General features: G+C 62.6%; 25 protein-coding genes and 2 pseudogenes. 12 read left to right on the forward strand and 15 right to left on the reverse strand.

What is annotated here, in order from left to right:
* The first annotated feature begins 87 nt into the window (after positions 1 to 87).
* A complete protein-coding gene (locus MRBLAR12_RS00175; protein WP_364742471.1) occupies positions 88 to 1,650 on the forward strand; it encodes an amino acid permease in 1,563 nt (520 codons plus the stop codon).
* Between the two features lie 301 nt (positions 1,651 to 1,951).
* Here MRBLAR12_RS00175 and MRBLAR12_RS00180 read toward each other — a convergent pair whose 3' ends face one another.
* Positions 1,952 to 2,353 (reverse strand): hypothetical protein, encoded by a 402-nt coding sequence (locus MRBLAR12_RS00180; RefSeq protein ID WP_229992267.1) that lies wholly within the window; start codon positions 2,351 to 2,353, stop codon positions 1,952 to 1,954.
* A gap of 510 nt (positions 2,354 to 2,863) precedes the next feature.
* Between MRBLAR12_RS00180 and MRBLAR12_RS00185 the strand changes: the two genes are divergently transcribed.
* Complete coding sequence (locus MRBLAR12_RS00185; protein ID WP_364743693.1) at positions 2,864 to 3,400, forward strand: TetR/AcrR family transcriptional regulator; 537 nt, start codon at positions 2,864 to 2,866, stop codon at positions 3,398 to 3,400.
* On the forward strand, positions 3,397 to 4,344 hold the full coding sequence (locus tag MRBLAR12_RS00190) for a DMT family transporter (RefSeq protein WP_414645439.1): 948 nt from the start codon (positions 3,397 to 3,399) through the stop codon (positions 4,342 to 4,344). The genes MRBLAR12_RS00185 and MRBLAR12_RS00190 overlap by 4 nt, the downstream gene beginning before the upstream one ends.
* Positions 4,345 to 4,965: 621 nt before the next feature.
* On the opposite strand, the gene MRBLAR12_RS00195 is transcribed toward MRBLAR12_RS00190, so the two are convergent.
* From MRBLAR12_RS00195 to MRBLAR12_RS00205, 3 genes are all read right to left on the reverse strand, one after another.
* The gene (locus tag MRBLAR12_RS00195) at positions 4,966 to 5,163 is read right to left on the reverse strand and encodes a hypothetical protein (protein ID WP_364742475.1); all 198 of its coding nucleotides are present in this window, start codon (positions 5,161 to 5,163) and stop codon (positions 4,966 to 4,968) included.
* A 67-nt stretch (positions 5,164 to 5,230) separates the two neighbouring features.
* On the reverse strand, positions 5,231 to 5,794 hold the full coding sequence (locus tag MRBLAR12_RS00200; protein ID WP_364742478.1) for a dihydrofolate reductase family protein: 564 nt from the start codon (positions 5,792 to 5,794) through the stop codon (positions 5,231 to 5,233).
* A gap of 388 nt (positions 5,795 to 6,182) precedes the next feature.
* The gene (locus MRBLAR12_RS00205) at positions 6,183 to 6,911 is read right to left on the reverse strand and encodes an HAD hydrolase-like protein (RefSeq protein ID WP_364743698.1); all 729 of its coding nucleotides are present in this window, start codon (positions 6,909 to 6,911) and stop codon (positions 6,183 to 6,185) included.
* Positions 6,912 to 6,988: 77 nt separating this feature from the next.
* Between MRBLAR12_RS00205 and MRBLAR12_RS00210 the strand changes: the two genes are divergently transcribed.
* Positions 6,989 to 7,456, forward strand: a complete 468-nt coding sequence (locus MRBLAR12_RS00210) for an Lrp/AsnC family transcriptional regulator (RefSeq protein ID WP_229992269.1) — start codon at positions 6,989 to 6,991, stop codon at positions 7,454 to 7,456.
* An 82-nt stretch (positions 7,457 to 7,538) separates the two neighbouring features.
* Here MRBLAR12_RS00210 and MRBLAR12_RS00215 read toward each other — a convergent pair.
* From MRBLAR12_RS00215 to MRBLAR12_RS00230, 3 genes and pseudogenes are all read right to left on the reverse strand, one after another.
* A pseudogene (locus tag MRBLAR12_RS00215) lies at positions 7,539 to 7,640 on the reverse strand (lyase family protein); the annotation flags it as partial.
* Between the two features lie 321 nt (positions 7,641 to 7,961).
* The gene (locus MRBLAR12_RS00225; RefSeq protein ID WP_229992271.1) at positions 7,962 to 9,374 is read right to left on the reverse strand and encodes an aldehyde dehydrogenase family protein; all 1,413 of its coding nucleotides are present in this window, start codon (positions 9,372 to 9,374) and stop codon (positions 7,962 to 7,964) included.
* Complete coding sequence (locus MRBLAR12_RS00230) at positions 9,367 to 10,419, reverse strand: homoserine dehydrogenase (RefSeq protein WP_229992272.1); 1,053 nt, start codon at positions 10,417 to 10,419, stop codon at positions 9,367 to 9,369. Before MRBLAR12_RS00230 ends, MRBLAR12_RS00225 begins: the two co-directional genes overlap by 8 nt.
* Before the next feature lie 301 nt (positions 10,420 to 10,720).
* Here MRBLAR12_RS00230 and MRBLAR12_RS00235 point away from each other — a divergent pair, with 301 nt between their 5' ends.
* The 4 genes from MRBLAR12_RS00235 (at position 10,721) to MRBLAR12_RS00250 (ending at position 14,242) form a co-directional block, all read left to right on the forward strand.
* The gene (locus tag MRBLAR12_RS00235; RefSeq protein WP_364742482.1) at positions 10,721 to 12,160 is read left to right on the forward strand and encodes an amino acid permease; all 1,440 of its coding nucleotides are present in this window, start codon (positions 10,721 to 10,723) and stop codon (positions 12,158 to 12,160) included.
* 81 nt (positions 12,161 to 12,241) lie between these two features.
* Entirely contained in the window at positions 12,242 to 13,114 is an 873-nt protein-coding gene (locus MRBLAR12_RS00240) for an alanine racemase (protein WP_364742484.1), read from the forward strand.
* Positions 13,006 to 13,404 carry an alanine racemase C-terminal domain-containing protein gene (locus MRBLAR12_RS00245; protein WP_364742487.1) on the forward strand — a complete coding sequence of 133 codons (399 nt, stop codon included), beginning with the start codon at positions 13,006 to 13,008 and terminating at the stop codon, positions 13,402 to 13,404. The genes MRBLAR12_RS00240 and MRBLAR12_RS00245 overlap by 109 nt, the downstream gene beginning before the upstream one ends.
* Before the next feature lie 37 nt (positions 13,405 to 13,441).
* Complete coding sequence (locus MRBLAR12_RS00250) at positions 13,442 to 14,242, forward strand: IclR family transcriptional regulator (protein ID WP_364743703.1); 801 nt, start codon at positions 13,442 to 13,444, stop codon at positions 14,240 to 14,242.
* On the opposite strand, the gene MRBLAR12_RS00255 is transcribed toward MRBLAR12_RS00250, so the two are convergent.
* From MRBLAR12_RS00255 to MRBLAR12_RS00265, 3 genes are read right to left on the reverse strand one after another with little or no spacing between them, the layout of a single operon-like run.
* Positions 14,239 to 15,015, reverse strand: coding sequence for an IclR family transcriptional regulator (locus MRBLAR12_RS00255; RefSeq protein WP_364742490.1), 777 nt, complete (start codon positions 15,013 to 15,015; stop codon positions 14,239 to 14,241). The genes MRBLAR12_RS00250 and MRBLAR12_RS00255 overlap by 4 nt on opposite strands.
* Positions 15,016 to 15,046: 31 nt before the next feature.
* On the reverse strand, positions 15,047 to 15,799 hold the full coding sequence (locus tag MRBLAR12_RS00260; protein WP_364742493.1) for a cyclase family protein: 753 nt from the start codon (positions 15,797 to 15,799) through the stop codon (positions 15,047 to 15,049).
* Entirely contained in the window at positions 15,796 to 16,233 is a 438-nt protein-coding gene (locus MRBLAR12_RS00265; RefSeq protein WP_364742496.1) for a hypothetical protein, read from the reverse strand. The genes MRBLAR12_RS00260 and MRBLAR12_RS00265 overlap by 4 nt, the downstream gene beginning before the upstream one ends.
* Positions 16,234 to 16,569: 336 nt before the next feature.
* Between MRBLAR12_RS00265 and mmuM the strand changes: the two genes are divergently transcribed.
* Complete coding sequence (mmuM, locus tag MRBLAR12_RS00270) at positions 16,570 to 17,547, forward strand: homocysteine S-methyltransferase (RefSeq protein WP_229992279.1); 978 nt, start codon at positions 16,570 to 16,572, stop codon at positions 17,545 to 17,547.
* A 16-nt stretch (positions 17,548 to 17,563) separates the two neighbouring features.
* Here mmuM and MRBLAR12_RS00275 read toward each other — a convergent pair.
* From MRBLAR12_RS00275 to MRBLAR12_RS00290, 3 genes and pseudogenes are all read right to left on the reverse strand, one after another.
* Positions 17,564 to 17,629: pseudogene (locus MRBLAR12_RS00275) on the reverse strand (DUF1097 domain-containing protein); the annotation flags it as partial.
* A gap of 229 nt (positions 17,630 to 17,858) precedes the next feature.
* Entirely contained in the window at positions 17,859 to 19,229 is a 1,371-nt protein-coding gene (locus MRBLAR12_RS00280) for a glycoside hydrolase family 32 protein (protein WP_364742499.1), read from the reverse strand.
* Between the two features lie 403 nt (positions 19,230 to 19,632).
* Entirely contained in the window at positions 19,633 to 19,773 is a 141-nt protein-coding gene (locus tag MRBLAR12_RS00290; protein WP_364743777.1) for a hypothetical protein, read from the reverse strand.
* A 23-nt stretch (positions 19,774 to 19,796) separates the two neighbouring features.
* On the opposite strand from MRBLAR12_RS00290, the gene MRBLAR12_RS00295 reads away from it, so the two are divergent.
* Positions 19,797 to 19,946: a hypothetical protein gene (locus tag MRBLAR12_RS00295; protein ID WP_229992281.1), complete on the forward strand. Its 150-nt coding sequence runs from the start codon at positions 19,797 to 19,799 to the stop codon at positions 19,944 to 19,946.
* 165 nt (positions 19,947 to 20,111) lie between these two features.
* Here MRBLAR12_RS00295 and MRBLAR12_RS00300 read toward each other — a convergent pair whose 3' ends face one another.
* The gene (locus tag MRBLAR12_RS00300) at positions 20,112 to 21,398 is read right to left on the reverse strand and encodes a benzoate/H(+) symporter BenE family transporter (protein WP_364742502.1); all 1,287 of its coding nucleotides are present in this window, start codon (positions 21,396 to 21,398) and stop codon (positions 20,112 to 20,114) included.
* Positions 21,399 to 21,506: 108 nt separating this feature from the next.
* Entirely contained in the window at positions 21,507 to 22,391 is an 885-nt protein-coding gene (gene catA, locus MRBLAR12_RS00305; protein WP_364742505.1) for a catechol 1,2-dioxygenase, read from the reverse strand.
* Positions 22,392 to 22,717: 326 nt separating this feature from the next.
* Between catA and benA the strand changes: the two genes are divergently transcribed.
* Positions 22,718 to 24,100, forward strand: coding sequence for a benzoate 1,2-dioxygenase large subunit (gene benA / locus MRBLAR12_RS00310; RefSeq protein WP_364742508.1), 1,383 nt, complete (start codon positions 22,718 to 22,720; stop codon positions 24,098 to 24,100).
* Between the two features lie 36 nt (positions 24,101 to 24,136).
* Positions 24,137 to 24,673, forward strand: a complete 537-nt coding sequence (gene benB / locus MRBLAR12_RS00315) for a benzoate 1,2-dioxygenase small subunit (protein ID WP_364742510.1) — start codon at positions 24,137 to 24,139, stop codon at positions 24,671 to 24,673.
* Position 24,674: the final 1 nt, after the last annotated feature.

A 24,674-nucleotide genomic window follows, 5' to 3' on the forward strand; every position in this document is an offset into this window, starting at 1 on the left:
GGCAGTCGTAGACGCCTGCACCGGTCGAGCCGTCACCGGCACCAAGAACTCAAGCCGGATCGCAGCGATGCACCTTGGTGGTGTTGCATGACGCCAGTCAGTGAAACATCCGTAGAAATCACACCCGATGCAGTGGCACAACGCGGTTCATCCCCCGAGACAGCGGCAGTCCGCGCCTCGGGCGAAACCGGCAACGAACTCAAACGCGGGCTAAGCAGCCGCCATCTGCAGATGATCGCTATCGGCGGTGCGATCGGTACCGGGCTGTTCGTGGCCTCGGGCGCCACCATTTCCCAGGCGGGTCCCGGCGGTGCGCTGGTCGCCTACGCGCTGGTCGGGCTGATGGTATTCCTGTTGATGCAGTCACTGGGCGAGATGGCGGCCAAAATTCCGGTCGCCGGATCCTTCCAGTCCTTTGCCACCCGTTTCGTGTCCCCGTCCTTTGGGTTCGCGATCGGCTGGAACTATTGGTTCAACTGGGCCATCACCGTGGCCGCCGAGCTGGTCGCGGCCGGAATCATCATGGACTTCTGGTTCCCGGGGGTCCCAGGATGGATGTGGGCTGGGTTATTCCTGCTGGTGCTGACCGGGCTCAATGCCCTCTCGGCGAAGTCCTTCGGAGAGTCGGAGTTTTGGCTCTCCCTGATCAAGGTCAGTGCAGTGGTGCTCTTCCTGATCGCAGGCGTGCTGATGATTTTCGGCATCCTCGGGGATAACTCTCCGGGACTGAGCAACTGGGAAAACCGCGATGACGTGTTCCACGGGGGATGGGTCTCGATCATCTCGGTCTTCATGGTTGCCGGGTTCTCGTTCCAGGGCACCGAACTCGTGGGAGTCGCCGCAGGCGAAGCCAAGAACCCGAGCCGCGAAGTGCCGAAGGCTATCCGCACTGTCTTCTGGCGCATCATGCTCTTCTACATCGGTGCCATCTTCATCATCGGCTGCCTGATCCCGTTCACCGATCCGAGCCTGCTGGCTTCCGGCGAGTCCGATATTGCAACATCGCCGTTTACCCTCGTCTTCTCGCGCGCCGGAATTGCCTTCGCAGCGGCCTTGATGAACGCCGTGATCTTGACCGCAATCCTGTCTGCGGGCAACTCGGGACTATATGCCTCCACCCGGATGCTTTACGCCATGGCCCATGACGGCATGGCACCGAAGATCTTCGGCCGAACCAATGCGCGTGGCGTGCCGATTCCGGCGTTGCTGGCCACCGCGGCCGTGGGACTCTTCGGGTTCCTCTCCGCGATCGTCGGTCAGGGCGCAGCTTACTCCTGGCTGCTGAACATGTCAGGCCTATGCGGCTTCATCGTCTGGGCGGGAATCGCGGTCTCCCACTATCGCTTCAGGCGCGGCTTCCTGGCCCAGGGGAACAAAGTCAGTGACCTGCCGTACAAGGCGTCCCTGTTCCCCATTGGCCCACTGCTGGCCTTCGCCCTGCTGATACTGGTAATCGCGGGACAGAACTACGAGGCTGTGCTTGCCGGGCGGGGCATGGAGGTGCTTTCCTCCTACATCGGGTTGCCAGTCTTCATCATCCTGTGGCTGGCTCACCGCTTCATCACCAAGTCCAAAGTGGTGCCGCTGCTCGAGATGGATCTCACGGCACCTAAGGACCTCGAGGACGAACCTTGGGGCGGCACCCAGTAACCATGCTGCGCGGGCTACCCCACGCATTGCGGGGCCCCGCGGTAGCCGAGGGCTAGAACGCGGGATCAAGACCAGAAAGAGGGAAGCCGGGTGAGAACTGCACCCGGCTTCGCTCTTCCCCCCCAAGTCAATAACGACCGTTTCTGACCCGCCCATGGCAAGCCTCCGAAAAACGACTGTGAACCGCAGCGGTAAGTGGCGGCGTTTTCACAGCGCTAAATGTCACCCCGGCCGCCCCGTTAGCCGATCGTGCAGCGGGCGGTCAGGCGGTGCAGTTGCAGAAGTCGAGGACAGGACGTCCTTACGGATTGCCCAACGGCCGCCTGAACACCCACCGCACGCCGCCTCGCGCGAGCATCAGAACGATGATCAGTGCAGTCACTTGAAAGAAGCCGCCGAGACGGACAGCGTCGCCGAATACCAGGTCAACCAGTCCGAGCACCATGAACTTGCTCCCCGGCAGCACCAGCAACAGGGTGATCGCGCTGACGATACGAACCCGCCGAGTATCAGCCGACCGGATCCGCGCAACGATTTTCTTCTTCGCCCACAGCACGACTTCAAGGACGACCTTCAGTAGGATCGCCGTCAAGAGCGCCAACAGGAATGTTTCGGATATGACGTCGGGAAACAGCTGGATGAACGCTCCCAGCACCACGAGATAGACCAGCACGTCGACGAGATCTATTGGGCGGATCCGCATCCAGCGAGTATATCGATAGCGCCCGGACCGCCCTCCTGCCCGCTTAGAGTTCCCTTCGCTCCGCTTAGTCCGTTTGCCCGTTCCACGGCCTGCCCGATAAGGGTCGTTTCCCGCACACCGTTCGGCCTCAGCCAAACCGCCAAACCGGGCTGTGAAAAAACCGCCATTCCCACCGAAAAGTCACACTTGGCCAGCCGCGCAAACGCCGATTCCTATACACAGTTCGCTGACACGACTCATGAGAAACGGCGCGGCGAGTCAGGATGCCGGCGCGACACTGTCTTGTGACCGGTCGTTTGCGAAGCGCGCAAATGAGTCCTGGTGAATTGTTCGGGGTGCGCCGGCGGCGCGGCGCACACCAGTTTCGATCTGTCGAGAACGGGCATTCCCCTTTCGTGGCGGATCAGGATGGTGTTCTTCGTCTTAAGTAGGTAGACTGGGCTACCTACTTAAGGGCGTGATGCTGTGGGTGATGGTGTGGGCCGGGAGCGGCCGGCGCGTGATCGGTTGATGACGGCCGCCGCTGAGTTGTTCTATGCGCATGGGATGGCCGCTACCGGGATTGATGCGATCACCGAGAGGGCGGGTGTGGCGCGGAAGAGCCTGTACAACAACTTCGCGTCCAAGGACGATCTGGTGCTCGCTTATATCCGGGAACGCCACCAGGAGTGGCTGGGGCTGTACGAGCTGCGCGTCGTCAATGCACAGACTTCGCGCGATCGGGTGTTGGCGGTGTTCGATGCGTATATCGACCATGCCGGCGCCGCCTACGTCCACGGGTTTCGCGGGTGCGGGCTGCTCAACGCAGCCGCCGAGCTGCCTGCGGGCGCGCCCGGGCGGGTGGCGGTCCGCGAGCACAAGGAACAGGTCGAGGCGATCCTTGCCGCTGGTCTGGCCGGGATCGTCGACGCCGATCGGGCCGTAGAACTCGCCGAGCAGTTGGCGTTCGTGCTCGAAGGTGCAGTAGCCCGCGCCGGCCTGGAGGGCTCTGTGGAGCGCTTGGTCCATGCCCGCGCGATCGCCGCCTCGCTGGTGGATACGCCGTGAGGCGCGAGAGGTTGATCGCCATCGCGGCGATCACCATCACCTCAATGCTGTGGGGCACCACGGGTACCGCCGCAACATTCGCGCCCGGTGCCGGCCCGCTGGCGATCGGAGCCGCCGCCCTGGGGATCGGCGGCGTCTTACAGGCTCTCATCGCGATCCCTGCGCTACGCGCCAGCCGCAGGCAACTACGCGCCAACCTGCCCTTGACCGCTCTGGGCGCGGTGGCGGTGGCGATCTACCCATTGGCGTTCTACAGCTCGATGCACCTGGCCGGGGTGGCGCTCGGCACCGTCGTGTCCCTGGCCTCGGCACCGCTGGCTTCCGGTGTGCTGGAATGGTTCGTCCAACGCACCCCGCTCAGCCGGTGGTGGATGCTGGCCGCGGGGTTTGGCGTAACTGGCAGCACCTTGCTGTGTCTTTCAAAGATGGCCCACGACCCCGGCGATGTCGGTTCGACGCTTGCCGGCATCGGGCTCGGTCTGGTCGCTGGCGCCACGTACGCAACATATTCGTGGTGCGCCCAACGCCTCATGAGCCGCGGCATTAGTCGCGCCGCCTCGATGGGGGCAGTGTTCGGGGCCGGCGGCATTCTGCTTGTGCCGGTCCTGCTTCTGACCGGCGCGCCGCTGATCGCGAGCTCGCAGGCGTTCGCCGTCGCAACCTACATGGCTCTAATCCCGATGTTTCTGGGCTACTTGCTCTTCGGATATGGTCTGGAGCGCGTCACTGCCAGCACCGCAACCACGATCACCCTGAGTGAGCCGGCCATTGCCGCGGTCCTGGCCGTGGCCATCGTCGGTGAACGCCTCAGCACTGTTGGCTGGGTAGGGCTTGGCATCATTGCCGTGGCTCTCGCGGTTCTGGCGATCGCGCCAACCAACACGGTTGGTGCACTGCCGAAATCCGACCCCAAGCGCGCGAGCCCTCAGATGGCCGCCCGGTAATACAGGGTCGGGCCTCGAGGAGTCCCGCACCATACGCTGTTCGATTGGCGAAGCATGCTCCCGGCCAGAAGGACCGGCCCTTAAGACACCCCGGCCTGCGGCTGGACGATCCGCTGATCAGCTATTAATGTCTTGCAGTATCGAATTCTGGCGGGGGCACACAACGCCCCGGGAGGAGGCGCGCATCACCGCTGACCAAGACCGCCAACCTACTGTCAAATTCCTGGAAAGCCCCTCACCTGAGGGGCTTTCCCATTTCCGGTACCGGGGACCCTTGGCCGCCGCGGAAGTGAGGGGTGTCGACGGACCGGTAACCGACACCGATGGCGTCCCGCACGGGGCGTTCGGTCGCCCGCGGGCGGCGACCATCATCCGAATCACCGGCGAAATCTTCCGTCTCGGCGACAGCTTGGCACCCTCGTCCGCTGCATCCAATCGCTCTACCACCTCGATACCTCACGCCCCAGATCATCGACGCCGTAAGGGAAACCCTCCTCATCGGCCACTAAGGGCTGCGAGTTCACTGCCAATTGGCTCTGCGATTCACACCTAACACCTTCCCGGGCCCGGAACAGTGTCTTGAAAAGCTTTTGATTTACGAGACATAGTTTTCGAGGAGTCCTATCCGGTGCAGCCAAGATTCGGCGGCTGGCATTGCGTCTCTGACTTCCTCTCCGCGGACAGCGGGTCCTTCACCGATAACCGCTGATCGGCAGGTGCGTAGTCCTGTTCAGTGCTGCCCAGGCCGCTCATGGCGTAGGTCGTGACCGGATGGATGGTTTTCCCGGCGGAATCGTAGCTCTCGGCGAATGTGGTCATCTGCTGGCCACCGACGTGGGGCCGCGGGTGGTGGATCTATTACCCCCACCGCCCGGAGGAATTGCGCTCAGCGCCTCGTCTCGTACCTGGTCAGGACCACGCCGCCGGGAAACGTCCGCGTCTCCACCAGGTCCAGGTTCACCCGGCTGTCCAGCGCGGTGAAGAACGGCGTGCCGCCGCCCACCAGGACCGGATGGGTGGCCAGCGCGTACTCGTCGATCAGCCCGGCCCGCATGGCCGCCCCGGCGAGCGTTGCGCCGCCGACGCTCGTCGGGCCGCCGTCCTCGGCCTTGAGCCGGGTGATCTCGGCGATCGCGTCGCCGCTGACCAGGCGGGTGTTCCAGTCGACCGTGTCGATCGTCGAGGAGAACACCACCTTCGGCGTGTCCCGCCAGTTCCGCGCGAACTCGATCTCCGCCGGGGTGGCGTTGGGCTGCTGGTCGCCAGTGGGCCAGTGGGAGCTCATGGTCTCCCAGAGCTTGCGCCCGTACAGCGACAGTCCGCTCGCCCGCTCCTGGTCGAGCCACCACTGGAACAATTCGTCGCTCGGCCCGCCCCAGCCAATGTCGTCGCCGGCCGCGGCGATGTAGCCGTCCAGGGTCAGGTTCATGCCGTAGATCAGTTTCCGCATGGCGCCAGCCTTCCGTCAGTCGGTCTCCAGGGTATAGATCGGGCGCGGCGCGGGAAACTCATCGGTGCGCGATCTGACTCGCAGGTAGTCCTCGTGCTCGGGGCCCAGCGTGGCATACTCGACAGCCTCCCGCCGCGACGTCCCGTCGAACATGAGCACGCCCAGCCCGGTGGAGGATCAAGGGCTGCCGGGTGACATTTACTGAAACGCCGCCATTTTTCGCTGCGATTCACATGTATGGAATATCTCGCGCCGCGGGAGCGGGCTGACGGTGTCGCGGTGGGGGCCGGCTTAAGCGGCAAACCTCAGGCAATGGATTAGATCTGGGGCCGACCGCAGTCTCTAGCAAAGGGCGGGTTGTGAATGCCTGCTGGTCGCATTCGTGGACTCATCGCACGGGGGGACTGTCATGCTGGGCGGCTGACCGAAGGCTGTTGTTCAGGATCAACGGCAGCAGGGCCGCGGGGGAGGGGGCAACGGCGGCCGCATGCGACCCTTCTTCGACCTCCCCGTAGCCCCAGAGTGCGAATATCGTAGGGATTCCGTGTTCGGCTGCTCCCGCAACGTCGTAGCTTCGGTCTCCGACCATTGCGGGGTTGGAGATGTCCACGCCTTCGGACTGGAGCCGGTGCAACAATTCGGCGATGACCTCAGCCTTGCTCGCTCTTCCTTCGGAGTCCGACGCACCGCATACGTTGATGAAGTAGCCTTTCATTCCAAACCTTCGTGCGAGCCTTTTTGCCTGGTCTTCCACCTTGGAAGTGGCGACAGCCATTGGAATTCCGGCCAAGTGTAGGTGTTTGAGCAGGTCCATAATCCCGTCGTATGGGCTGGACTGTTCAGCCCCGTGATCGGCGTATGCATTGCGGTAGTGTTGGAGGGCCTTTTGGGCGGTTTTTTCGTCCAGTCGTGAGACTGTTCTGAAGGATTCGATCATCGGCGGGCCGACGAATCGGCGCAGTTTTTCCATCGCGGGCACTGGCGCGCCCACCGCTGCCAAGGCTTGGGCAGCACTTGCTGTAACGCCGGGTGCTGAATCCAGGAGCGTCCCGTCCATGTCGAACAAGATGCAGCTAATGCCAGTGAGAGAGGGCCGGACCTGGTGCAGAAGTGTCATTTTTTTCAAGGGCTTTCGGTCTTGAAGTTGGTTCCGTTCCGGTTGGGTCCGGAGGATTATTGCTGTGAAGGGTAGGCATGGATCGGGTGAGTCTTGATCAGATAGATCAGAGGATTCTTGCGGAGCTCACGAAGAACGCTCGCATGAGCCATGCAGAGCTGGCGACCAAAGTCCTCCTGTCGAGGAATGCTGTGCGCCAGCGGATCGAACGGATGGAGCGGCAGGGGTACATCCAGGGGTACACAATTGTTGCCGGCCCTCCAGGCCAGGGCCCGGTGTCCGCCTTCCTGATGGTTTACCGGAAGGACCGGGTGCGGGGGGCGGACGTCATCTCCGTGTTGCGGTCGATTCCGGAAGTGGTTCTGTGCGATGTAGTGAGCGGTGACTTTGATCTTCTGGTGAGGGTCGAGGCACGGTCGCTGGAGAGGGTTCAGGAGATCTGGGAGCAGATCGCGGCCATTCCCGGAGTCACGGACACGGTGACGGCCATGACGCTGTCCAGTTACATCAGGCGGGGAACCGGAGGGGCCCGCGCCACGGAGTAAATGTGATCAGGCCCCGGACATGTCCGCACTTCTGACGGGCAGCACTGCGGATTCAAGCAGTAACTGAGCTGTGTCCCGGTCTGTCTGCAGCCATCGTCACCGTAGTGTCAGCTCCGGCGACAGCGAAGGCAATCTGATTCATGGCCTCCGGAATGACCGGGTTGACCTTTCCCGGCATGATTGATCGCCGTGGCTTCCCGCGGGTTGAGGATGCCCAGTTCGCAGTTGGCCTGCGCCGCAGCGTTCTTGATCATGGCCAGGGAACGCACCAGATGCGGGTGGCGGGAGACAGGTGTCCCGCTGATGGTGAAGTTTTCCAAGGCCCGGGCGGTGTGTGCTCCCCAGTAGGCTGTGGCCGGTACAGGTACGTCCCCTAGCGAATCCGTCTCGATGCGGGTGGTCATGGTTTTCCGTTCTCTGAGTGGAAGTTTGGGTGTGGCGTAGCAGCGGGCCGCTCCGAGGGAGCTGGAGGGGCGCAGGACCCGGCGGCGCCCCTCCATTTCGATCAGTTCTTGATGCAGATGACTTTGGGCTGGGTCATCTCCTCATACGCGAAATGGACGCCTTCCCTGCCCATGCTCCCGTACTTGGCCCCGCCGAACGGCATGCCGTCGAAGCGGTAGTCAGAGGAATCATTGATCATGACGCCGCCTGCCTCGAGCTGGCGGGCTGCGTCCATGGCCTTGGCCAGGGAGTCGGTGAATATACCTGCATGAAGGCTGAACTCGATGGCATTGGCGACGTCGATGGCCTCTTCGAAGGTGTTGAATTTACGAAGCATGACCACAGGGCCGAAGACCTCCTCCCTCCACAGGCTGCTTTCCGCCGGGACGGCTTCCAGGACGGTCGGCTGAAGCACATTGCCGTCCGTGATATTGCCTGAGAGCAGGACAGCGCCGTCGTCGAGGGCCCCGTCCAGCTTGGTCTGGAGCTCCTGTAATGCTGTGGGGCTGATCATGGGTCCGACGTCCGTCCGTTCATCCGATGGATCTCCGGTAACCAACTGTGCCGTTGCCGCCAGGAAACGCTGTCGGAAAGCGCCGTACACTGGGGCGGCTACCAGGATCCGCTGCACCCCCACGCAATTCTGGCCTGCGGCCCAAAACGCTCCGGAGACGCAGGATTCCACGGCGTTCTCGATGTGGGCGTCGTCCAGGACTATCACGGCTGCATTGCCGCCAAGATCCATGGAGAGCTTCTTCAGGCCCGCGGTGCGGGCGATACTCTCACCAGTGGAGAACCCCCCGGTGAAGGACACCATTCGTACGTCCCGGGACCGAATAAGAGTTTCGGCCACATCCCGGTCGCCATGAACAATCGTGAGGGCCTCTTCCGGGAGCCCGGAGCTCACGAGGGCGTCCGTGAGCAGCTGGGCTGATAGGGGAGTCAGTGCAGAGGGTTTGAGAATCACGGCGTTTCCTCCGGCGATTGCCGGGCCGATCTTGTGTGCCACCAGGTTCAGGGGATCGTTGAAAGGAGTGATCGCGGCAATGATTCCCAGTGGTTCGCGGGAGTACCATCCGGTGCGGTCCTCTGAGCCCTCGTACGAGTCAAAGGGTATGACTTCGCCGGCGTTCCGGCGTGCTTCGGCAGCCGAGAGGCGGAGCGTGTTGACCGCGCGCAGTACTTCCTTCCGTGCCTGGCGGATCGTTTTCCCGGCCTCGGACACAATCGTTTGCGCGAACTCCTCGTTGCGCTGCTCGATCTCCGTTGCGGCGCCGTCCAGTATCTTCCCGCGTGCGTTGCGGGACAGTGCCCGTGCCTTCCGGGCGCCGACGCGGGCCGTTTCGATCACGGCTTTGCCGGCGGTGGCCTCGGTCAGCGAAACCGCGCCGACCACTCTGCCGTCGTAGGGGCTCAACACGTCGCGGAACTGCGGCAGCGCCGTTTCCGTCGAGCACAGCGTGGATTCAGACATTTGCGGCTACTTCCGTCCTGGCTGCGTGCATTGCGATGATGTCGGAGAGCAGGGCATAGGCGGTCTCCACACGGCCGGCTCCCGGCCCGGAGACGGTTACCGGGCCCAGAAGGTCGGTGTCGAAGGACACGGCATTGGTTGCGCCGGAAACCCCGGCCAGCCCATGGCCGAGGGGGAGCGCTACGGGGGAGACGCCTGCGGTCACTGACCCGTCCGGGTTCCGCCGCGCTGAACCCACGAGCTTCCAGCGGCGTCCCTCGCGGGTTGCCTTCTGGATATTCTCCGGCGTCACAGTCGAAATCCCCTCCCGCTGAACGTCCTTTAGTTCGATGCCTGCGTCGAGCAGCTCGTTGGCGAGGATAAGTACCTTGAGCTGAACGTCGTATCCCTCGATGTCTGCTGCGGGATTGGCTTCGGCGTAGCCGCGTTCCTGTGCCTCGCTGATGGCCTCTTCGAAGTCCAGTCCGGATTCCATCCGCCCGAGCACATAGTTGCTGGTGCCGTTGAGGATGCCTTCGAACCCGTTCAGCTTCAGCCCCGCGAACATTTTCTTGGCCAGGCGGATGACGGGAGTGCCGCTCATGACGGCACCCTCGAACTCGAAGTGCACGCCGTTCTGTTCGGCCAGGGCAGTCAGTTCGGCGCCGCGGAGGGCAACCGGGCCCTTGTTCGTCGTGCAGACGCTCTTGCCGGATTCGAGGGCCCAGCGTACGTGCGAAACTGCTGGCTCGCCGTCGTCGGGATTCGTGAAAGTGGCCTCGCAGATGATGTCGGCGGTGCAGTCACGGATAACTGATTCGTTATTGGTGTCCGCGGACCCGCCATGGGCGGCGAAGGTTTCGCTTCCACCGTCCAAGTTGAGTGCGATGCCCAGGTCGATCCCCTCGGGCTGGACCAGCGAGCCGAGGCGCAGGTCGGTGATGGCCACGACACGCAGGCCGAAGCCCAGCTCGGAACGAAGTGTGTCACCGCGTGTTGCGACCAGTTCGGCCAGCGTCCTGTTGACGCCGCCGAAGCCGATCAGCGCAATGTCATAGGTGGTCATGGTGCTCCTTCAGTCAGTTACATCGGTCCTCCAATGCTCACCGCATTCCATGTCCGTCAGTGCATGTCATTGTGACCGAAAAACAGGGCGAACTGACCATCTGTCTGCCGATTCGACAGCAGCGCCTCGAGGTAACTTAGGTGCAACATAAGCATGTTGAAATGTTTTTAATGACCCAAACGCCGTTTTCGTGTTACTTTCATCACTACCGCCACTGCACAGCCCGAGGCGCCCTGTCCCCCATGCCGGGGCGATGTGCGCATCTTTCGCATCAGACCTATCCACTCACCTGGGAGAAACCATGGAACCCTCATCACCTGTCCAGCTAGACCCACAGCCCACGATTCCCCCGTCGACCGACTCCGGGCTCCGGCGGTCCATGGGGGCACGCCATCTGGTCATGATCGCCATGGGCGGGGTGATCGGCTCAGGGCTGTTCCTGAGCTCGGGCTACACCATTTCCCAAGCCGGACCGCTCGGGGCGGTCATCGCCTATCTGATCGGCGCCTTTGTTGTGTACCTGGTGATGGCCTGCCTCGGCGAGCTTGCCATCGCTTATCCGGTCTCAGGCGCCTTCCATATTTACGCGGCGAGGTCGATCGGGCCGGCCACCGGGTTCGCCACGGCCTGGCTCTACTGGCTCTGCTGGGCAGTGGCCATCGGATCGGAGTTCACTGCCTCCGGTCTCCTCATGCAGCGCTGGTTCCCGGATGTTGACGTCTGGGTCTGGTGCGTCATCTTCGCCTCGGTCCTCTTCGGCTTCAATGCAGTTTCCTCGAAGTTCTTCGGCGAGTCCGAGTTCTGGTTTGCCATCGTCAAAGTCGGTGCCATCGTGGTCCTCATCGTTCTTGGTGGCGCGGCGCTGTTCGGCATCCACCCGCTCAGCGAGGCGGGCAGCCACCCGTTCATGTTTGAGAACTTCAACACCTCCAGCGGTCTCTTCCCCAACGGTTTCAGCGGCGTTCTCGTCACTGCACTTGCAGTGTTCTACGCCTTCTCCGGCTCGGAACTCATCGGTGTGGCAGCGGGCGAAACAGCTGACCCCGCCACCAGCATCCCCAAGGCGATGCGCAGCACAGTCATCCGCCTGCTGATCTTCTTCGTCGGGGCAATCGCTGTCATCGCGGCTACCATCCCGTTCGATCAGGTCGGCCTGGATGAAAGCCCGTTCGTGACTGTCTTCTCATCCATAGGCATTCCCTTTGCCGCCGACATCATGAACTTCGTCATCATCACCGCACTCCTCTCCGCTGGAAACAGCGGCCTCTTCTCCTGCGCACGGATGCTCTACTCCCTTGCCGACGAGGGGCACGCCCCCCGGGCGCTGAAGAAACTGACCCGAGGCGGTATCCCCATAGTCGCGCTTTCAGTCAGCATGCTCGGAGGCCTTGCGTCGCTCATCAGCAGCGTCGTTGCGCCCGAAACGGTCTACCTGGCTCTTGTTTCAGTGGCAGGTTTCGCCGTCGTCGGGGTCTGGATGTCCATCACCGCCTCGCACTTCTTCCACAGGAGGTCCTTCGTCAGGAACGGCGGCGATGTCGCCGCCCTTCCCTACAAGGCACCGCTGTTCCCGCTTGTGCCGATCCTGGCCTTTTCGCTCTGCCTTATTTCGCTGATCGGCATCGCTTATGACCCGAACCAGGTAGCAGCCCTCTATTTCGGAGTTAGTTTTGTTGGCGCCTGCTACGCCTTCTTCTACTTCAAGTACGGACGCAAGGCGCGCGCAAACCAACTGTCCTAACGCCGTCATCAACTATCCCCGACCCAGGTTCTCGGCCGGGGACTTTCGTCCCCGGCCGAGAAGCTGTCCAACGGATAATCCATGAATTCACAAGACCTGATGCAACGCATGCGCAGTTCGGCCCTCGACGCCGGCAGCTGGCTGGAGATTGACGCCGCAGCTTTCGAGTCAAACGTCCGGAACCTCCTGTCCATGATCGATAACCGGGCGCTCCTGTGCGCAGTGGTCAAGTCCCATGCCTACGGACACGGAGCTGACCTTTTGCTCCCTTCCCTTGTTCGCCTAGGCGTTCCCTTCGTCGGCGTAGGAAGCAACGAGGAGGCAGCAATTGCACGCCGCTGCGGTTTTGCGGGCCGGATTCTGCGTGTCCGTGCCGCGGCGCCGCAGGAGATCAAGGCTGGCATGCGTCACGACATCGAAGAACTTGTTGCCGACCCGCAGAGCGCCTGGGAGATGCACAAGATCGCTGCCGAGGCCGGGACGGCCATCCGCATCCACCTCGATATCAACGCTTCCGGGATCAGCAGGCACAGCCTCGACGTCTCATCCACGCTTGGGCGGGCATCCGCGGTAGGGATCGTTAGCCACCCTGGGCTTCTACTGGCCGGGATCATGACGCATTTTCCCAAGGACGATACCGGCCATATCGAAACGGCTCTACTGCGTTTCCGCAGTCAGGCGTTGACGCTGCTCCAACTGACTGGAACGCGCCGGGAAGACGTGCTGCTCCACTGTGCCAACTCCTACGCCGCGCTGCACGTACGCGGCTCGTGGCTGGACATGGTCCGTGCCGGGCAGTCCTCTACGGCGATTCGGAACCTGCAACCGGGCACTTCCAACGGTGTTTGGCCTTCAAAGCCCGGATTGCGTCCATTAATAGCTATGCAGCAGGCACAAAGGTCGGCTACGGGCTCACCCATACCTTGGACCGGGACTCCAGGCTGGCGTCAGTGACAGCAGGTTACGGAGATGGCTACCGGAGGGCACTGGCCAGCCAAGGCAGCGTACTTGTCCGCGGCCGTCGCGCTGCCATAGTCGACATCGTTTCGATGAATTCCATGGTTGTCGACGTCACCGACGTGGCGGGAGTTTCCCCTGGAGACGAAGTCGTGTTGTTCGGGCGGCAGGGACGCGCAGAAATCGCTCCCGCAGAACTGGAAGCAGCGAATTCAGCGATACTCGCTGACCTCTACACTGTGTGGGCGCAAGGAAATCGCGTCCTGGTCAACAATGAAGACATGTGAGAATAGGCGTAATCATCAGGCGGAAGGAGCACGGAGCATGGATTCTTCCTCGGAAGCGTCGTCTATGGCCCAAGGACTTCGAATTGTTCGCCTGGTCGCAGACCGGGAGAAGCGGGGCAGGCGGCTTCTCGGCGTTTCCCAGCTCGCGTCCGAGTTGGATATGGAACAAAGCCGCGTCTCAAGGCTGACGCAGGAATTGTGTGAGTTGGGACTGCTGGAGCGAGTCGAACGCGGTCCCTTCCGAACCGGTCCAAGTTTTTTCAGCCTGGCCGCAGCGCTGAATACCGGCTGGGTCCGCGAATCAAGAGCCGAACTTGAGGCTTTGGTGGCTTCTTTCGGCCTTAGATCCAGAGTTTCCGTCCGTGATGGCTTCCGGGTCGTTCTCCTGCGGGCCTCCAGTAACGATGCGGTTCCCGGCAGCTTCGTGAAACCCGGCATGGTGACGCCCGTGTGGTGTACCGGCTCCGGACGGGCCTTGCTGTGGGACCACCAGCATCCAGCCGTTGAAGTCCTTCTCCAGGAAGTCAACTTTATCGGCGTAGGCGGTCCGGGGGCGGCCCATTCGCCGCAAGAAGTCGCCGAACTGATGGACCGGGACAGGGCGCGGGGCTTCATTGTCGCGGAGGAAGAATTCGAGCACGGAATCTACGAACTGGCCGTTCCCGTCCGCAACGCTGATGGATCAATTCTTGCCGCGCTCAGCGTCCTCGGCAGCCGGGCCGAGATCAAACCCAGCACCAATGACATTGCAAAGGCCCTTACGGCAGCAGCCGAACGGCTGGGGTCCTTTGAGAGCCGTCCCCGGGGCGACGCGGGCCGGAAGGGCCTTGCCAGCTAGAGCCGGTTCTGCGGCGACGCGTGACCCAACGTTGACTCAAGCCACTTGCCCCAGGACACGAGAGCCGTGGCGCATAGCCCCAGCCGCGGCTCCAAACGTGTCTTGGCGCCTACGACCTGAAGCGCTGCCACCACATCGCCCTTAAAGTCGCGAATCGGAACGGCCAGGGAGTAAAGTCCTGGTTCGGCTTCCTCATCGACAATGGAGTACCCCCGTGCCCGCGCCCCGCGCAGTCGTGACAGGAAGTCCTCGACGTCAAGCGGTGTATTGGGGCCATGGCGCACGAAGGGAACGCCGGAGAAAATGGTTCGGACCTCGGCGTCCGAGGCTTCCCACAGCAAGGCCTGGCCGGCATCACTACAAAACGCCGGGTAGGGCCGGCCCAGCCACGAACCGACCATGTTGCTACTTGCCGGAACACGCTCACCGATGGTGACAGTACTGTTTCCGCTCATAACTCCGAGGAAGCATCCTTCGTCAGTTTCACCGGCCAAGCCTTCCAAGGCGGTTACGCCGTCGGTCTGCAGCCGTTGCTCTGTCAACAGCTGTGCGTCTGTCAGGAGCGACCAGTTCAGGGTGTAGGACCGATGGTCTCCGCGTGCCAGAAACCCCTCCTGCACGGCGGTCCGGAGGCTGCGCGAAACCTGGCTGCGGTCCCTGCCCAGATCGGCTGCTACATCAGCGACCGTTCCGCCAGACAGGCCTTCTGCGTTGCGGGAGCCCACCGCGAGGACAGCTATGATTCCCCGGCCCATGCTGGACGTCTTAGACATGGATCCGATTCTAGTCACTGGAGAACGTGTCTTAGTGGATGGCGAAGACCCGGGCTGGAAAACCGCTGCCGTGCAGGGGCTTCGGCCAGCTTGCAATGAGGATGGCGCCGGCTTCTGGAAGCCCGTCCAGGTTCGCCATCAGCTCGATCTGCCACCGGTTCCGCGCCAAAACATAGGTCTCCAAGCTGAAATCCTGGCGGGACGTAGCCAGTCCCGGGTCGGTGTCTGTCTGCTCATGGCCGACGGCAGTAACCGACCGCTCCTCAACCAGGAAGGAGAGGACTTCCTGCGACCAGCCAGGCGTGTGGCTGACACCCTCATCGTCCCTGTTCGCCATGGCGTCGGCGTCGGGCCAGCGATGGCTCCACCCTGTCCGCAACGCCACAAAGGCCCCGGGGGCGATGGCACCGTTGCGGCTCTCCCATGCCTGGACGTCCTCCATCGTGGGAGTGGCGTCCGTATTTGCGGTGACCCGCGCGGTGATGTCGAGGATGGCCAGCGGAAGGACCATATCCTCCACAGGAATCTGGTCCAAGGTCCGTCCCCCGCGGATGAAATGCGAGGGAGGGTCAACGTGCGTCCCCCATTGGCCGATGATCGAATAACGGTGAGCCGTGAAACCGTCGCCTTTCTCCAGATCGAACACCGCCTCCCTGATTTCGTCCGGGAATGCCGGGAAATGAGGCTGGCCAGGGTGGAAGGCGTGCGTCAGGTCGGTGAATGACCTGCCCGCCAGCAACGGCTGCAGATCGTCCCAAAGCCGGGTCGTGGTGGTTTCAATCATGATGCGGCCTCGCTCTCAAAGACTGCCGGAAGGGCTGTGCTGGAGACGCTGACTGGCCCTGTCAGTTCGATGACCGGTACCTCCCACGGATGGATATCCACGATGTGCTGCAGGAAGCGTTCCACGGCGGCGTCAGGGGTCGCCACATCGAAATACGTCGTGAAGACCAAGGTATGTGAAATTGTCCGCTGGCCCACCTGCCCCAGCGTAGGGTTAGCGCCTTCAGTGCATGTGAACCCCTCGAAACCCAGGCCGGATTCGAATACATGCCTGTAGTTGCCAAAATCCCCTAAGTCAGGGGACTCCGACGAGGCCTGGAGCAGGGCCGCGATGCCGGCCTCATCTTTGAATGCTTCTGCGTCGCCCCTGGCGAGCCGGGAGAAAGTTTCCGAAGCTATGGGCCAATGCACGCGCAGCTTGCGGACTGATTTCATTGCAATTTTCAAGGGAAGCCTCTTCCTGGGCAGCTCGCAAATGGTGTCTGAATGCCATGGTGGCATAGAGTGATGTGCATTACAAGCATGAAGAAATGCTTATTACGCACAAAATTAGAGGAGGCATTCGCGTTCACTCGGCACATCCGCCGGACTTTGGGCGTCACTGTGCCGCGGAACACCGGTCGCTGCAAGCGGCTGCTGACCGTCATCTGCAAGCCCGGGGCTGCACTGCGCTTTTGGCACTGCACGTTGTGCTACCTTGCATTGCCGGGCCACGAGGCGCCGCAACTGCCCGCAGGAAAGAACAAACCGAAATGCTTGGAGCCCTGAACGATGCCCAGTAACACGATGCTTTCCCGCATGCTCGACGCCGGAGCGAACCTGACCGTGGACGGTGCACTCGCCACCGAGCTTGAAGCGCACGGCTGCGATCTGGAAGACCCTTTGTGGTCGGCTAAAGTCCTTCTGGAACAACCGGAACTGGTCAAGCGCGTACACCACGATTACTTCCGCGCCGGAGCCACTGTCGCCATCACGGCGAGCTATCAAGCCACACCCCTGGGATTTGCGCGCCGCGGCATCGGCGAGGAAGTGGCCTTGGAACGGGTGGCATTGAGTGTGCGCCTGGCTGACGAGGCACGCCGCGAGTACCTGGCCGAAAACCCGGATGCGGGACCCCTGCTGGTTGCAGGATCAGTCGGGCCCTACGGCGCGTACCTTGCCGATGGATCGGAATACCGGGGCGACTATGTCCTCGGCCGAAACGAGTTTTTGGAGTTCCACCGGCCTCGAATCGCAGCGCTGGTGGAGGCCGGAGCGGACTTTCTTGCCTGTGAGACGCTACCTTCATTGCCGGAGGCCGAGGCCCTGTTGGCACTCATGAAAGAGTTCGACGTCGAAGCCTGGCTCTCCTTCACGCTACGGGATGGCGGCCACATCAGCGACGGTACGCCGCTGGCTCAGGCGGCAAAGCTCTTTACGGCGGAGCCGCTCGTGGCGGCTATCGGCGTGAACTGCGTGCCGCTGGAGCTGGTCTCCCCATCGCTGGAGGCCCTGGGCAGAGCCACTGATACGCCCCTGATCGCATATCCGAATTCGGGCGAAAGCTATGACGCAGTCACCAAAACGTGGGGGCCGGCCGCGGCGAGCCCCGATAGCAAACAACCCGCAAGCCTTGCGGAGGGAACGCCAATCTGGCGTGAACTTGGTGCCCGGCTCGTTGGCGGGTGCTGTCGAACGACCCCACAGGATATTGCCGCCGTGACGGCGCGCCCCACAGCACGCCGGAGAGGTTGGCGGGGACGGTCTTGAGCAGCCCGGCGCGTTGGCCGCCGGCGGCGAAGAAGCATGCCCAGGAGAGGAACCCGAACCAGGTGATGAGGCCGAAGGGCACATTGTTTGCGCAGGTCAGCAACCTATGGGCCGCTGACCGTGTACAAAACTACGGCGTAGCATTTTGCTGTGGCCAGTATCAGCACGCGCATGAAAAAAGACGATCAGCTGTAAGGGAAATACGGCACAAAGCCGCCGGGCTAAACAGCGTCGCGTGCTGCGCGGTCTTGGCCCTGCCGGTGGCTGGCCCTGGTTCAGGCAGGCCTTAGGTGGGCACTGCGGTGCTGTGTTTAGGACAAGGCCGTGACGGCCAGTTTCCGCACAGTGGCCGTGCCGCCCTCCACATGGACTTCGGTGCCCAGGTGCGCGGACAGGGGGAACACCAGATCGCTCAGGACCACCCTGCCGTCTTGGGCGAAGACCTCCACGGAGCACTGGTCGACGATTACACGGAGCCTTAGCACGCCGTCGTCGAGCTTTACTGGCGCCGACTCAGCCGACGCGAACTTATCGTGGAAGGCGGTGTTTCCGGAGTTGCGGCGATCCAGGGTGATCCGGCTCGTAACGGCATCGAAGCTGAGAACCGTTGCGGCGCTCCCGCCCGATGCGCCGAGAAGCCTGAAAGCAACGGTCCGGGCCGTGCCGGGCAGGATTTCGGCCTCGATCAGCTGGGCTGATCCGGGCGCCGCGTCGGGCAGTTGCAACAGGGAGTGGTGAAGTTCCACGTCCTGGATGGTGCGGGTCGGCTCCCCACAGTCCAACGGCAGCACCGGGCGCTGCACCAGGCGCGGCGAACCGTCCACCGTCGCGAGCTCGACCTCGCGGGCAAGCGACATCCCGGAGCGCCACGGAGACGTGGGCAAGGTGTTGGCATAGTCCCAGTTGTTCATCCAGCCGATCATGATGCGGCGGTTCTCCGGGGCGTTGCTGAAGGAGACGGCGGCGTAGTAGTCACGTCCCCAGTCGAGCCACAGGCAGTGTCTGAGATCCGTGGTCCCGTCGGCATCCGCTGGAACGAGTGAATCAGAGTCGGCGGTGAACTGCACCCCATCGAAGTCGCCGACGAAGTACTGCCCTCCGGAGCCGCCGGCCACGGCACCCGGGTTGATGTTGACCACCAGGACCCACTTGACGTTGTCCGGGTCGCCGTCGACGGGGAGCGGGAACAGGTCGGGGCATTCCCATTCGCCTCCTGTGGCGTTTGCAGGGCCGAAGGTGCTCAGGTATTCCCAGTCCTTGAGGTTGGCCGAGCGGTACAGCACAACCTGCTGGTGCTGGGCCTCCACCGCCACCATGACCCAGCAGGAACCGGCTGGTCCCTCGTAGCGGAACACCTTGGGGTCCCGGAAATGGGCCGAGCCGCGGCCAAGCACCGGGTTGCCTGCGTATTTGCTCCACGTCATGCCGGCGTCCGTGGAGAACGCGAGAGACTGGGCTTGTGTCCCTTGGTGCACCGAGCCTTCCTTGAAGGCGCTCGTGTAGATGGCCACCAAGGCCGGATCTTCCACTGTGCCGAATCCCGAGGTATTGCCGTGGTCCACCACGATGCTGCCGGAAAAGACGTCTTCTTCCTCGTCGCCAGACCACCGGCGTCGACGACCGCGTCCTGCCGGCGTCGGTGATTTACGACGTCGGGCTGACGCTTTCGCTGCCAGTGGCACTGTCAGTGGACTCCGGTTTGAACGCCCTGGCGCACTGCATCGATGCGCTCTGGGCACCCCGCGCCGATCCCGTGAACGCGGCGCTCGCCGGTGAGGCCATGCGCCTGCTCGCCCGCGGACTGCCGGCTATCAAGGCAGACCCCTTCGGCGCGGCTGGCAGGGAACAGACCCTGAGCGGAGCGTTCCTGGCCGCGACGGCATTCGCCTCGGCCGGATCGGGGCTGCACCACAAGATCTGCCACGTCCTGGGCGGAACCTTCGATCTTCCGCACGCCCAGACGCACGCCGTGATACTCCCGCACGTTACTGCTCTCAACGTGGCCGCAGCGCCGGAAGCGGCAGCACGCATCGCCGCCGCGCTGGAGAGCGCGGACGCCGTCACGGGCTGCAACGCCTTTACAAATCACTCGACGCCCCGCGCACCCTGCGGGAACTCGGACTTCGCGAAAACCACATCACCGAAGCTGTGGACCTCATACTGCCCCATGTGCCGCCGTCGAATCCCCGCAGCATCGACGCTGCGGATCTGGAGCGGCTGCTGCACGCTGCTTGGAAGGAAAACACCCCATGATTTCACTGGTACACCACCTGGCACTGCTGTTCCATCTCAACCGCAAACAGGATCTGGTCCTCTGGGAGGAGGACCTGGCGACGCCCGCTATCAAGCTGACGTCATCGGCCTGGGTGGGCTGGTACGAAGAAGACCCCGTGGCCTGACGCAAATCGCCGGTCGAACGCAACGCTTCGGCAACTCACCCTCACCACCAACACTCAGGAATCGGCGTCCACCCAAGTAAACCACCGACCAGTCAGGCGCCTAACGCCCGTTGGGACCGTTCAACTTGAAGAATTCCGGGGCGGAAGGGTCATGAAAACGCCGGGCTAGGATCTTGCCTGATGGTCCGGGCGCTCCAGCACCCGGGACACCGTGTAGCCGATGACCAGGCCCCAGAACGCCGAGTGAATGTTGGCGAGGTTCGTCCCGGACATGGTCACCACGAATGTCACCAAGGACCCCAGTGTGAACGTCGTGGCGAAGGCGCTCACAAACGCTTGCTGGAGAGCGCGCAGCATGGCAATGCCGCCGAGGGCAAGGATGAACTCTCTGGGCGTGGCGAGCATAAGCCGGGTGACGGTGGGAGCCAAGACGGCGCAGGCCATGGCCAGGACGCCGAACACCACGGCCGCTGTGTACTGACGCTGCCTGCTTCCTGAGGACGTCATGAGGGCGTTCGTCGGACCGGTCACGCAGGCTGAGACAGCACCGCAGCCGGCATTGATCAACGAAAACGCGCCCGAAACGATGGCGAAGACGTTGACCGGCGGATTGTGGCCTGCAGCACGGAGAACCGCGATGCCCTGGCCATTCTGAACGAACAACACAGTCAGTGCCAGGGGAACAACCAGCTCGAGCTGGGCGGCCCAGGTGAACTCAGGAAGGGTGAAGACCGGGGTGGCCAGAACCGGTCCGCCTTTTTGGATGGAAAATTGGCCACTTGCCGCCACAGCGACACAACCAACCACAAGAGTACCGAGCACCGGCGGAAGAAACCTGCCCAGGGCGGGCACGGCCGTGAGGACCAGGAATGCGACCACCATCGGGGCAGCCACCACAGGGTTAGCCTGGGTTGAACCAACAATGTCTGTGCCGAATTTCAGGAACACCGCGGCCACCATGGCCATGACGATCGGCATGGGAACCATTGCCATGATCCTGCGGACCAAGCCGGTGGCACCCAGCGCGAGGATGAGCAATCCGGACGTGAAGAAGGCCCCCACCACCTCCGGAAAGGACAAGTGCTGCAGGGACGGACCCAGCAGCACCGTCCCGGGAATGGACCAGGCAAAGCCCAAGGGTTGCCGATAGAGGAGAGACATGACCAGAGTCGCCGCCCCACCCGAAAAAAGGATGCCAAACACCCAAGAAGCGAGTTGACCTTCGGTAAGTCCTCCCGCCGTTCCGACGGCCAAGGTAACGGCCATCGGGCCGGATGCGGAGAAGATGAGGCCGATCACCCCGTTGGAAACATAGGGCAGGCCGAGGTCACGGAGAACCCGGCGTACGCCGGCGGGGCGAACGCCCGGACGTTCCAGCAGCGGTTGAGGCATCGGAGCCTCAACGGCCTCCACATGGGCGGCGGCGGGTAGGTCCTGACGGGATGACGGCATTCGGGCTCCTGACAACGGCGGCAAAAGGCAGGCGCCCTGGAGCTTGCACTCCAGAGCGCCTCCGGTACCGGGCCGAGGCGCCGGCACCGATCGGTCAGCGGTCGCTTCTTACTTGTGCTGGCCTTCCTTGGCGAGCACGTAGTCATAGACCACTTCTTCGCCAGCCCCGCCATCCATGCGCGTCTTGGGGTCCAGCATCAGTTCAGGCTTGACTGCCGAGGCGATGTCGTCCGCGTTGTGCGGGTCACCGGGGAAGTACAGCTGCTGAGTTACAGGCTGGAAGCCAGGCGCGGAAACCTTGATGTGGATGTGCGCCGGGCGCCAGGCGTGCCAGCCTGCCGCGCTGATCAGCTGCCCGCAGGCCCCGTCCGTGGGAATCTGGTAGGGAGCCGGGCGCATCGTGTTGATTTCGAAGCGGCCGTCGTCGTCTGCCTTGACCGTGGCACGGAAGAGCCACTCGGGGAGGCCCGGGGCGTACTGGGAGTAGAACCCGGCGCTGTCCGCATGCCAGATCTCCACCTGGGCGTCGTGGATCGGGTTACCTTCCGTATCGGTGAAGTGGCCACTGAAGTTCAGCGGCGTTCCCTCCTCGTCCTCACGCATCTCTACGGTGGCCGGGGTCGGGAGTACGGGGGACCCGGGCACGTAGTAAGGCCCCTCGATGGTACCCACGGTGCCGGGACGATCCTGGGAGTTGACGTCCTCCACGGTGTGCTCCAGCCACACGTCGAGGAACAGCGGCCACTCCCCGTCAGTTCCCACCTTGATGAGCCAGGCTTTGAGTGCGTTGTATTCCTCGTAAGTGACCTGGTGTTCGACGACGATGTCATTAGCGGCCTTAATGAGTGCCCCCGCCAGCAGGCTCACCCTTTCCTTCGGCACATCCAGCCGCGAGAGCTTTCCCGAGGCGGTGAAGCGCTCCGTGGCCTTCGAGCCGGCCTCGATGGCAGTGCCCTCATTCTCTTTGCGGGCGTCCGTTTGGGTCTCAGTCATGGTGATCTCCACATTCCTCATTGAATAGGGCCAGGAAGTTCTCCCGCGCCCGCTGCGAAGCACTGGGGCAGTATTTCTCGTCTGCGGCGCAGTAATCGCGTGATGTCTGTCTCATCGTAGGTCCCGAATAAGGACGCTACAAATATCGATTTGGCCGCTTTTTAGTCATGATGCGTACATAAAACCACCCTTGGTTGAACCTAGGCATTTACCTGATGTGAGAGGGGTCACGAGCGGCAAGACTGGTCTCCTAACGTCCGCTACGGGCACCCCGCCAGCCGGACCCGCCGCCCATTCGTCTAGCACTCTCCAATGAAGGAGCACGCATGACCGAGAACCTGACCCATGTCCGCGAGGTCCTTGCCGACGCCGTGATCGACGACCGTGAGAACGGCGTGATCCGGGCCAAACGCGAAATTTTCACCGACGAGGAAATCTTCGAACTGGAGATGAAGCACATCTTCGAGGGCAACTGGGTATACCTGGCCCACGAGTCCCAGATCCCCAACGTGGGGGACTACTTCACCACCAACATCGGCCGCACACCCGTGGTGATCACCCGGGACAAGGACGAAAACCTTAACTGCATCGTCAACGCCTGCTCCCACCGCGGCGCAATGCTGTGCCGCCGCAAGACGGACAACCGCACCACTTTCACCTGCCCGTTCCACGGCTGGACCTTCAAGAACTCCGGTGAACTACTGAAGGTTAAAGACTCCCGTAACGCCGGCTATCCGGAGTCGTTCAACAAAGAAGGCTCCCACGACCTCACCAAGGTTGCCCGCTTCGACTCCTACCGCGGCTTCCTCTTCGGTTCCCTCAAGGCCGATGTGCTCCCGCTCGAAGAGCATCTGGGTGACGCCACCAAGGTGATCGACTCCATCGTGGACCAGTCCTCGGAGGGACTCGAAGTGCTGCGGGGTTCGTCCACCTACACCTATGACGGCAACTGGAAGGTGCAGGCCGAGAACGGCGCCGATGGCTACCACGTCACGGCCGTGCACTGGAACTATGCTGCCACCACAGCCCGCCGCAGCGCCGGCGACTCCGCAAACACGACGAAAGCCATGGATGCCGGTAAGTGGGGCAAGGTCAAGGGCGGATTCTATTCCTACGACCACGGACACCTGCTCCTGTGGCAGGAATGGACCAACCCGGAGGATCGCCCTCTGTGGGACCGCCGCGATGAGCTTGTGGCCAAGTATGGCGAGGAGCAGGCCAACTTCATGATCAACATCTCGCGGAACCTTTGCCTGTACCCGAATGTGTACATCATGGACCAGTTCTCTTCGCAGATCCGCCACTTCCGCCCCATCTCGGCGGACCAGACGGAGGTCACCATCTACTGCATCGCTCCCAAGGGCGAGTCGCCGGAGAACCGTTCCAAGCGCATTCGCCAGTACGAAGACTTCTTCAACGCCACCGGTATGGCAACTCCTGACGACCTCGAGGAGTTCCGGTCCTGCAACAAGACCTACTGGGCCACAGCGGCGCCCTGGAACGACATGACCCGCGGATCCACCCATGAGATAGCCGGCCCGGACGAACAGGCCAAGGCGCTGGGCATGTCCAGGGTGATCGCTTCCGGCGTGCGCACGGAAGACGAGGGGCTTTACCCGATCCAGCACGGGTACTGGAAGGAAGTCATGGACCGGGCCCTGGTGGTGGAGGAACGCTCCGCACTGGATGCCGTTCCCGTCACTGCCTGACCGAAACCACCTGGAACAAAGAGAGTGCAAAACGCCATGACCAACCTGACCAAACCGGCCCCGTCACTCAAGACCTCCGAGGAGATCGCCACCCTCGAAACTGTCCGTGCCTTCCTATACAAGGAGGCCCGCCTGCTGGATGACCGCCAGTTCGACGAGTGGCTCCAGTGCTACCACCCGGACTCCGAATTCTGGATGCCTGCGTGGGACGTGGATGACCGGCTCACCGAGGACCCGCAGAACGAGATATCACTCATCTACTACGACAACCGCGGTGGCATCGAGGACCGCGTGTTCCGAATCAAGACGGACCGGTCCTCAGCCACATCCCTCCCGGAGCCCCGTACCGGGCACAACATCACCGACATCGAGATCGAGGAGCACGACGGCGATCAGGTGAAGGTCCGTTTCAACTGGTTCACCCTGTACTTCCGCTACAACACCACGGACACATACTTCGGGACCAGCTTCTACACCATCGATCTGGCCGGCGGGGAGCCGGTGATCCTCAAAAAGAAGGTCGTCCTGAAGAACGACTACATCCACCACGTGGTGGACGTTTACATGATCTGAC

This window comes from Arthrobacter sp. LAR12-1-1.1 (assembly GCF_040676555.1).
In the GTDB taxonomy this organism is placed as follows: Bacteria; Actinomycetota; Actinomycetes; order Actinomycetales; family Micrococcaceae; genus Arthrobacter.

Coding starts and splice junctions, on each gene's coding strand:
- MRBLAR12_RS00205 (WP_364743698.1), bottom strand. CDS start 6,911: ATGACACTTCTGCACCAGGTCCGGCCCTCTCTCACTGGCATTAGCTGC.
- MRBLAR12_RS00175 (WP_364742471.1), top strand. CDS start 88: ATGACGCCAGTCAGTGAAACATCCGTAGAAATCACACCCGATGCAGTG.
- MRBLAR12_RS00195 (WP_364742475.1), bottom strand. CDS start 5,163: ATGACCACATTCGCCGAGAGCTACGATTCCGCCGGGAAAACCATCCAT.
- MRBLAR12_RS00210 (WP_229992269.1), top strand. CDS start 6,989: ATGGATCGGGTGAGTCTTGATCAGATAGATCAGAGGATTCTTGCGGAG.
- MRBLAR12_RS00255 (WP_364742490.1), bottom strand. CDS start 15,015: ATGTCTAAGACGTCCAGCATGGGCCGGGGAATCATAGCTGTCCTCGCG.
- MRBLAR12_RS00225 (WP_229992271.1), bottom strand. CDS start 9,374: ATGTCTGAATCCACGCTGTGCTCGACGGAAACGGCGCTGCCGCAGTTC.
- MRBLAR12_RS00260 (WP_364742493.1), bottom strand. CDS start 15,799: ATGATTGAAACCACCACGACCCGGCTTTGGGACGATCTGCAGCCGTTG.
- benB (WP_364742510.1), top strand. CDS start 24,137: ATGACCAACCTGACCAAACCGGCCCCGTCACTCAAGACCTCCGAGGAG.
- MRBLAR12_RS00250 (WP_364743703.1), top strand. CDS start 13,442: ATGGATTCTTCCTCGGAAGCGTCGTCTATGGCCCAAGGACTTCGAATT.
- MRBLAR12_RS00185 (WP_364743693.1), top strand. CDS start 2,864: ATGACGGCCGCCGCTGAGTTGTTCTATGCGCATGGGATGGCCGCTACC.
- catA (WP_364742505.1), bottom strand. CDS start 22,391: ATGACTGAGACCCAAACGGACGCCCGCAAAGAGAATGAGGGCACTGCC.
- MRBLAR12_RS00300 (WP_364742502.1), bottom strand. CDS start 21,398: ATGCCGTCATCCCGTCAGGACCTACCCGCCGCCGCCCATGTGGAGGCC.
- MRBLAR12_RS00200 (WP_364742478.1), bottom strand. CDS start 5,794: ATGCGGAAACTGATCTACGGCATGAACCTGACCCTGGACGGCTACATC.
- mmuM (WP_229992279.1), top strand. CDS start 16,570: ATGCCCAGTAACACGATGCTTTCCCGCATGCTCGACGCCGGAGCGAAC.
- MRBLAR12_RS00230 (WP_229992272.1), bottom strand. CDS start 10,419: ATGACCACCTATGACATTGCGCTGATCGGCTTCGGCGGCGTCAACAGG.
- MRBLAR12_RS00235 (WP_364742482.1), top strand. CDS start 10,721: ATGGAACCCTCATCACCTGTCCAGCTAGACCCACAGCCCACGATTCCC.
- benA (WP_364742508.1), top strand. CDS start 22,718: ATGACCGAGAACCTGACCCATGTCCGCGAGGTCCTTGCCGACGCCGTG.
- MRBLAR12_RS00180 (WP_229992267.1), bottom strand. CDS start 2,353: ATGCGGATCCGCCCAATAGATCTCGTCGACGTGCTGGTCTATCTCGTG.
- MRBLAR12_RS00240 (WP_364742484.1), top strand. CDS start 12,242: ATGAATTCACAAGACCTGATGCAACGCATGCGCAGTTCGGCCCTCGAC.
- MRBLAR12_RS00265 (WP_364742496.1), bottom strand. CDS start 16,233: ATGAAATCAGTCCGCAAGCTGCGCGTGCATTGGCCCATAGCTTCGGAA.
- MRBLAR12_RS00295 (WP_229992281.1), top strand. CDS start 19,797: ATGATTTCACTGGTACACCACCTGGCACTGCTGTTCCATCTCAACCGC.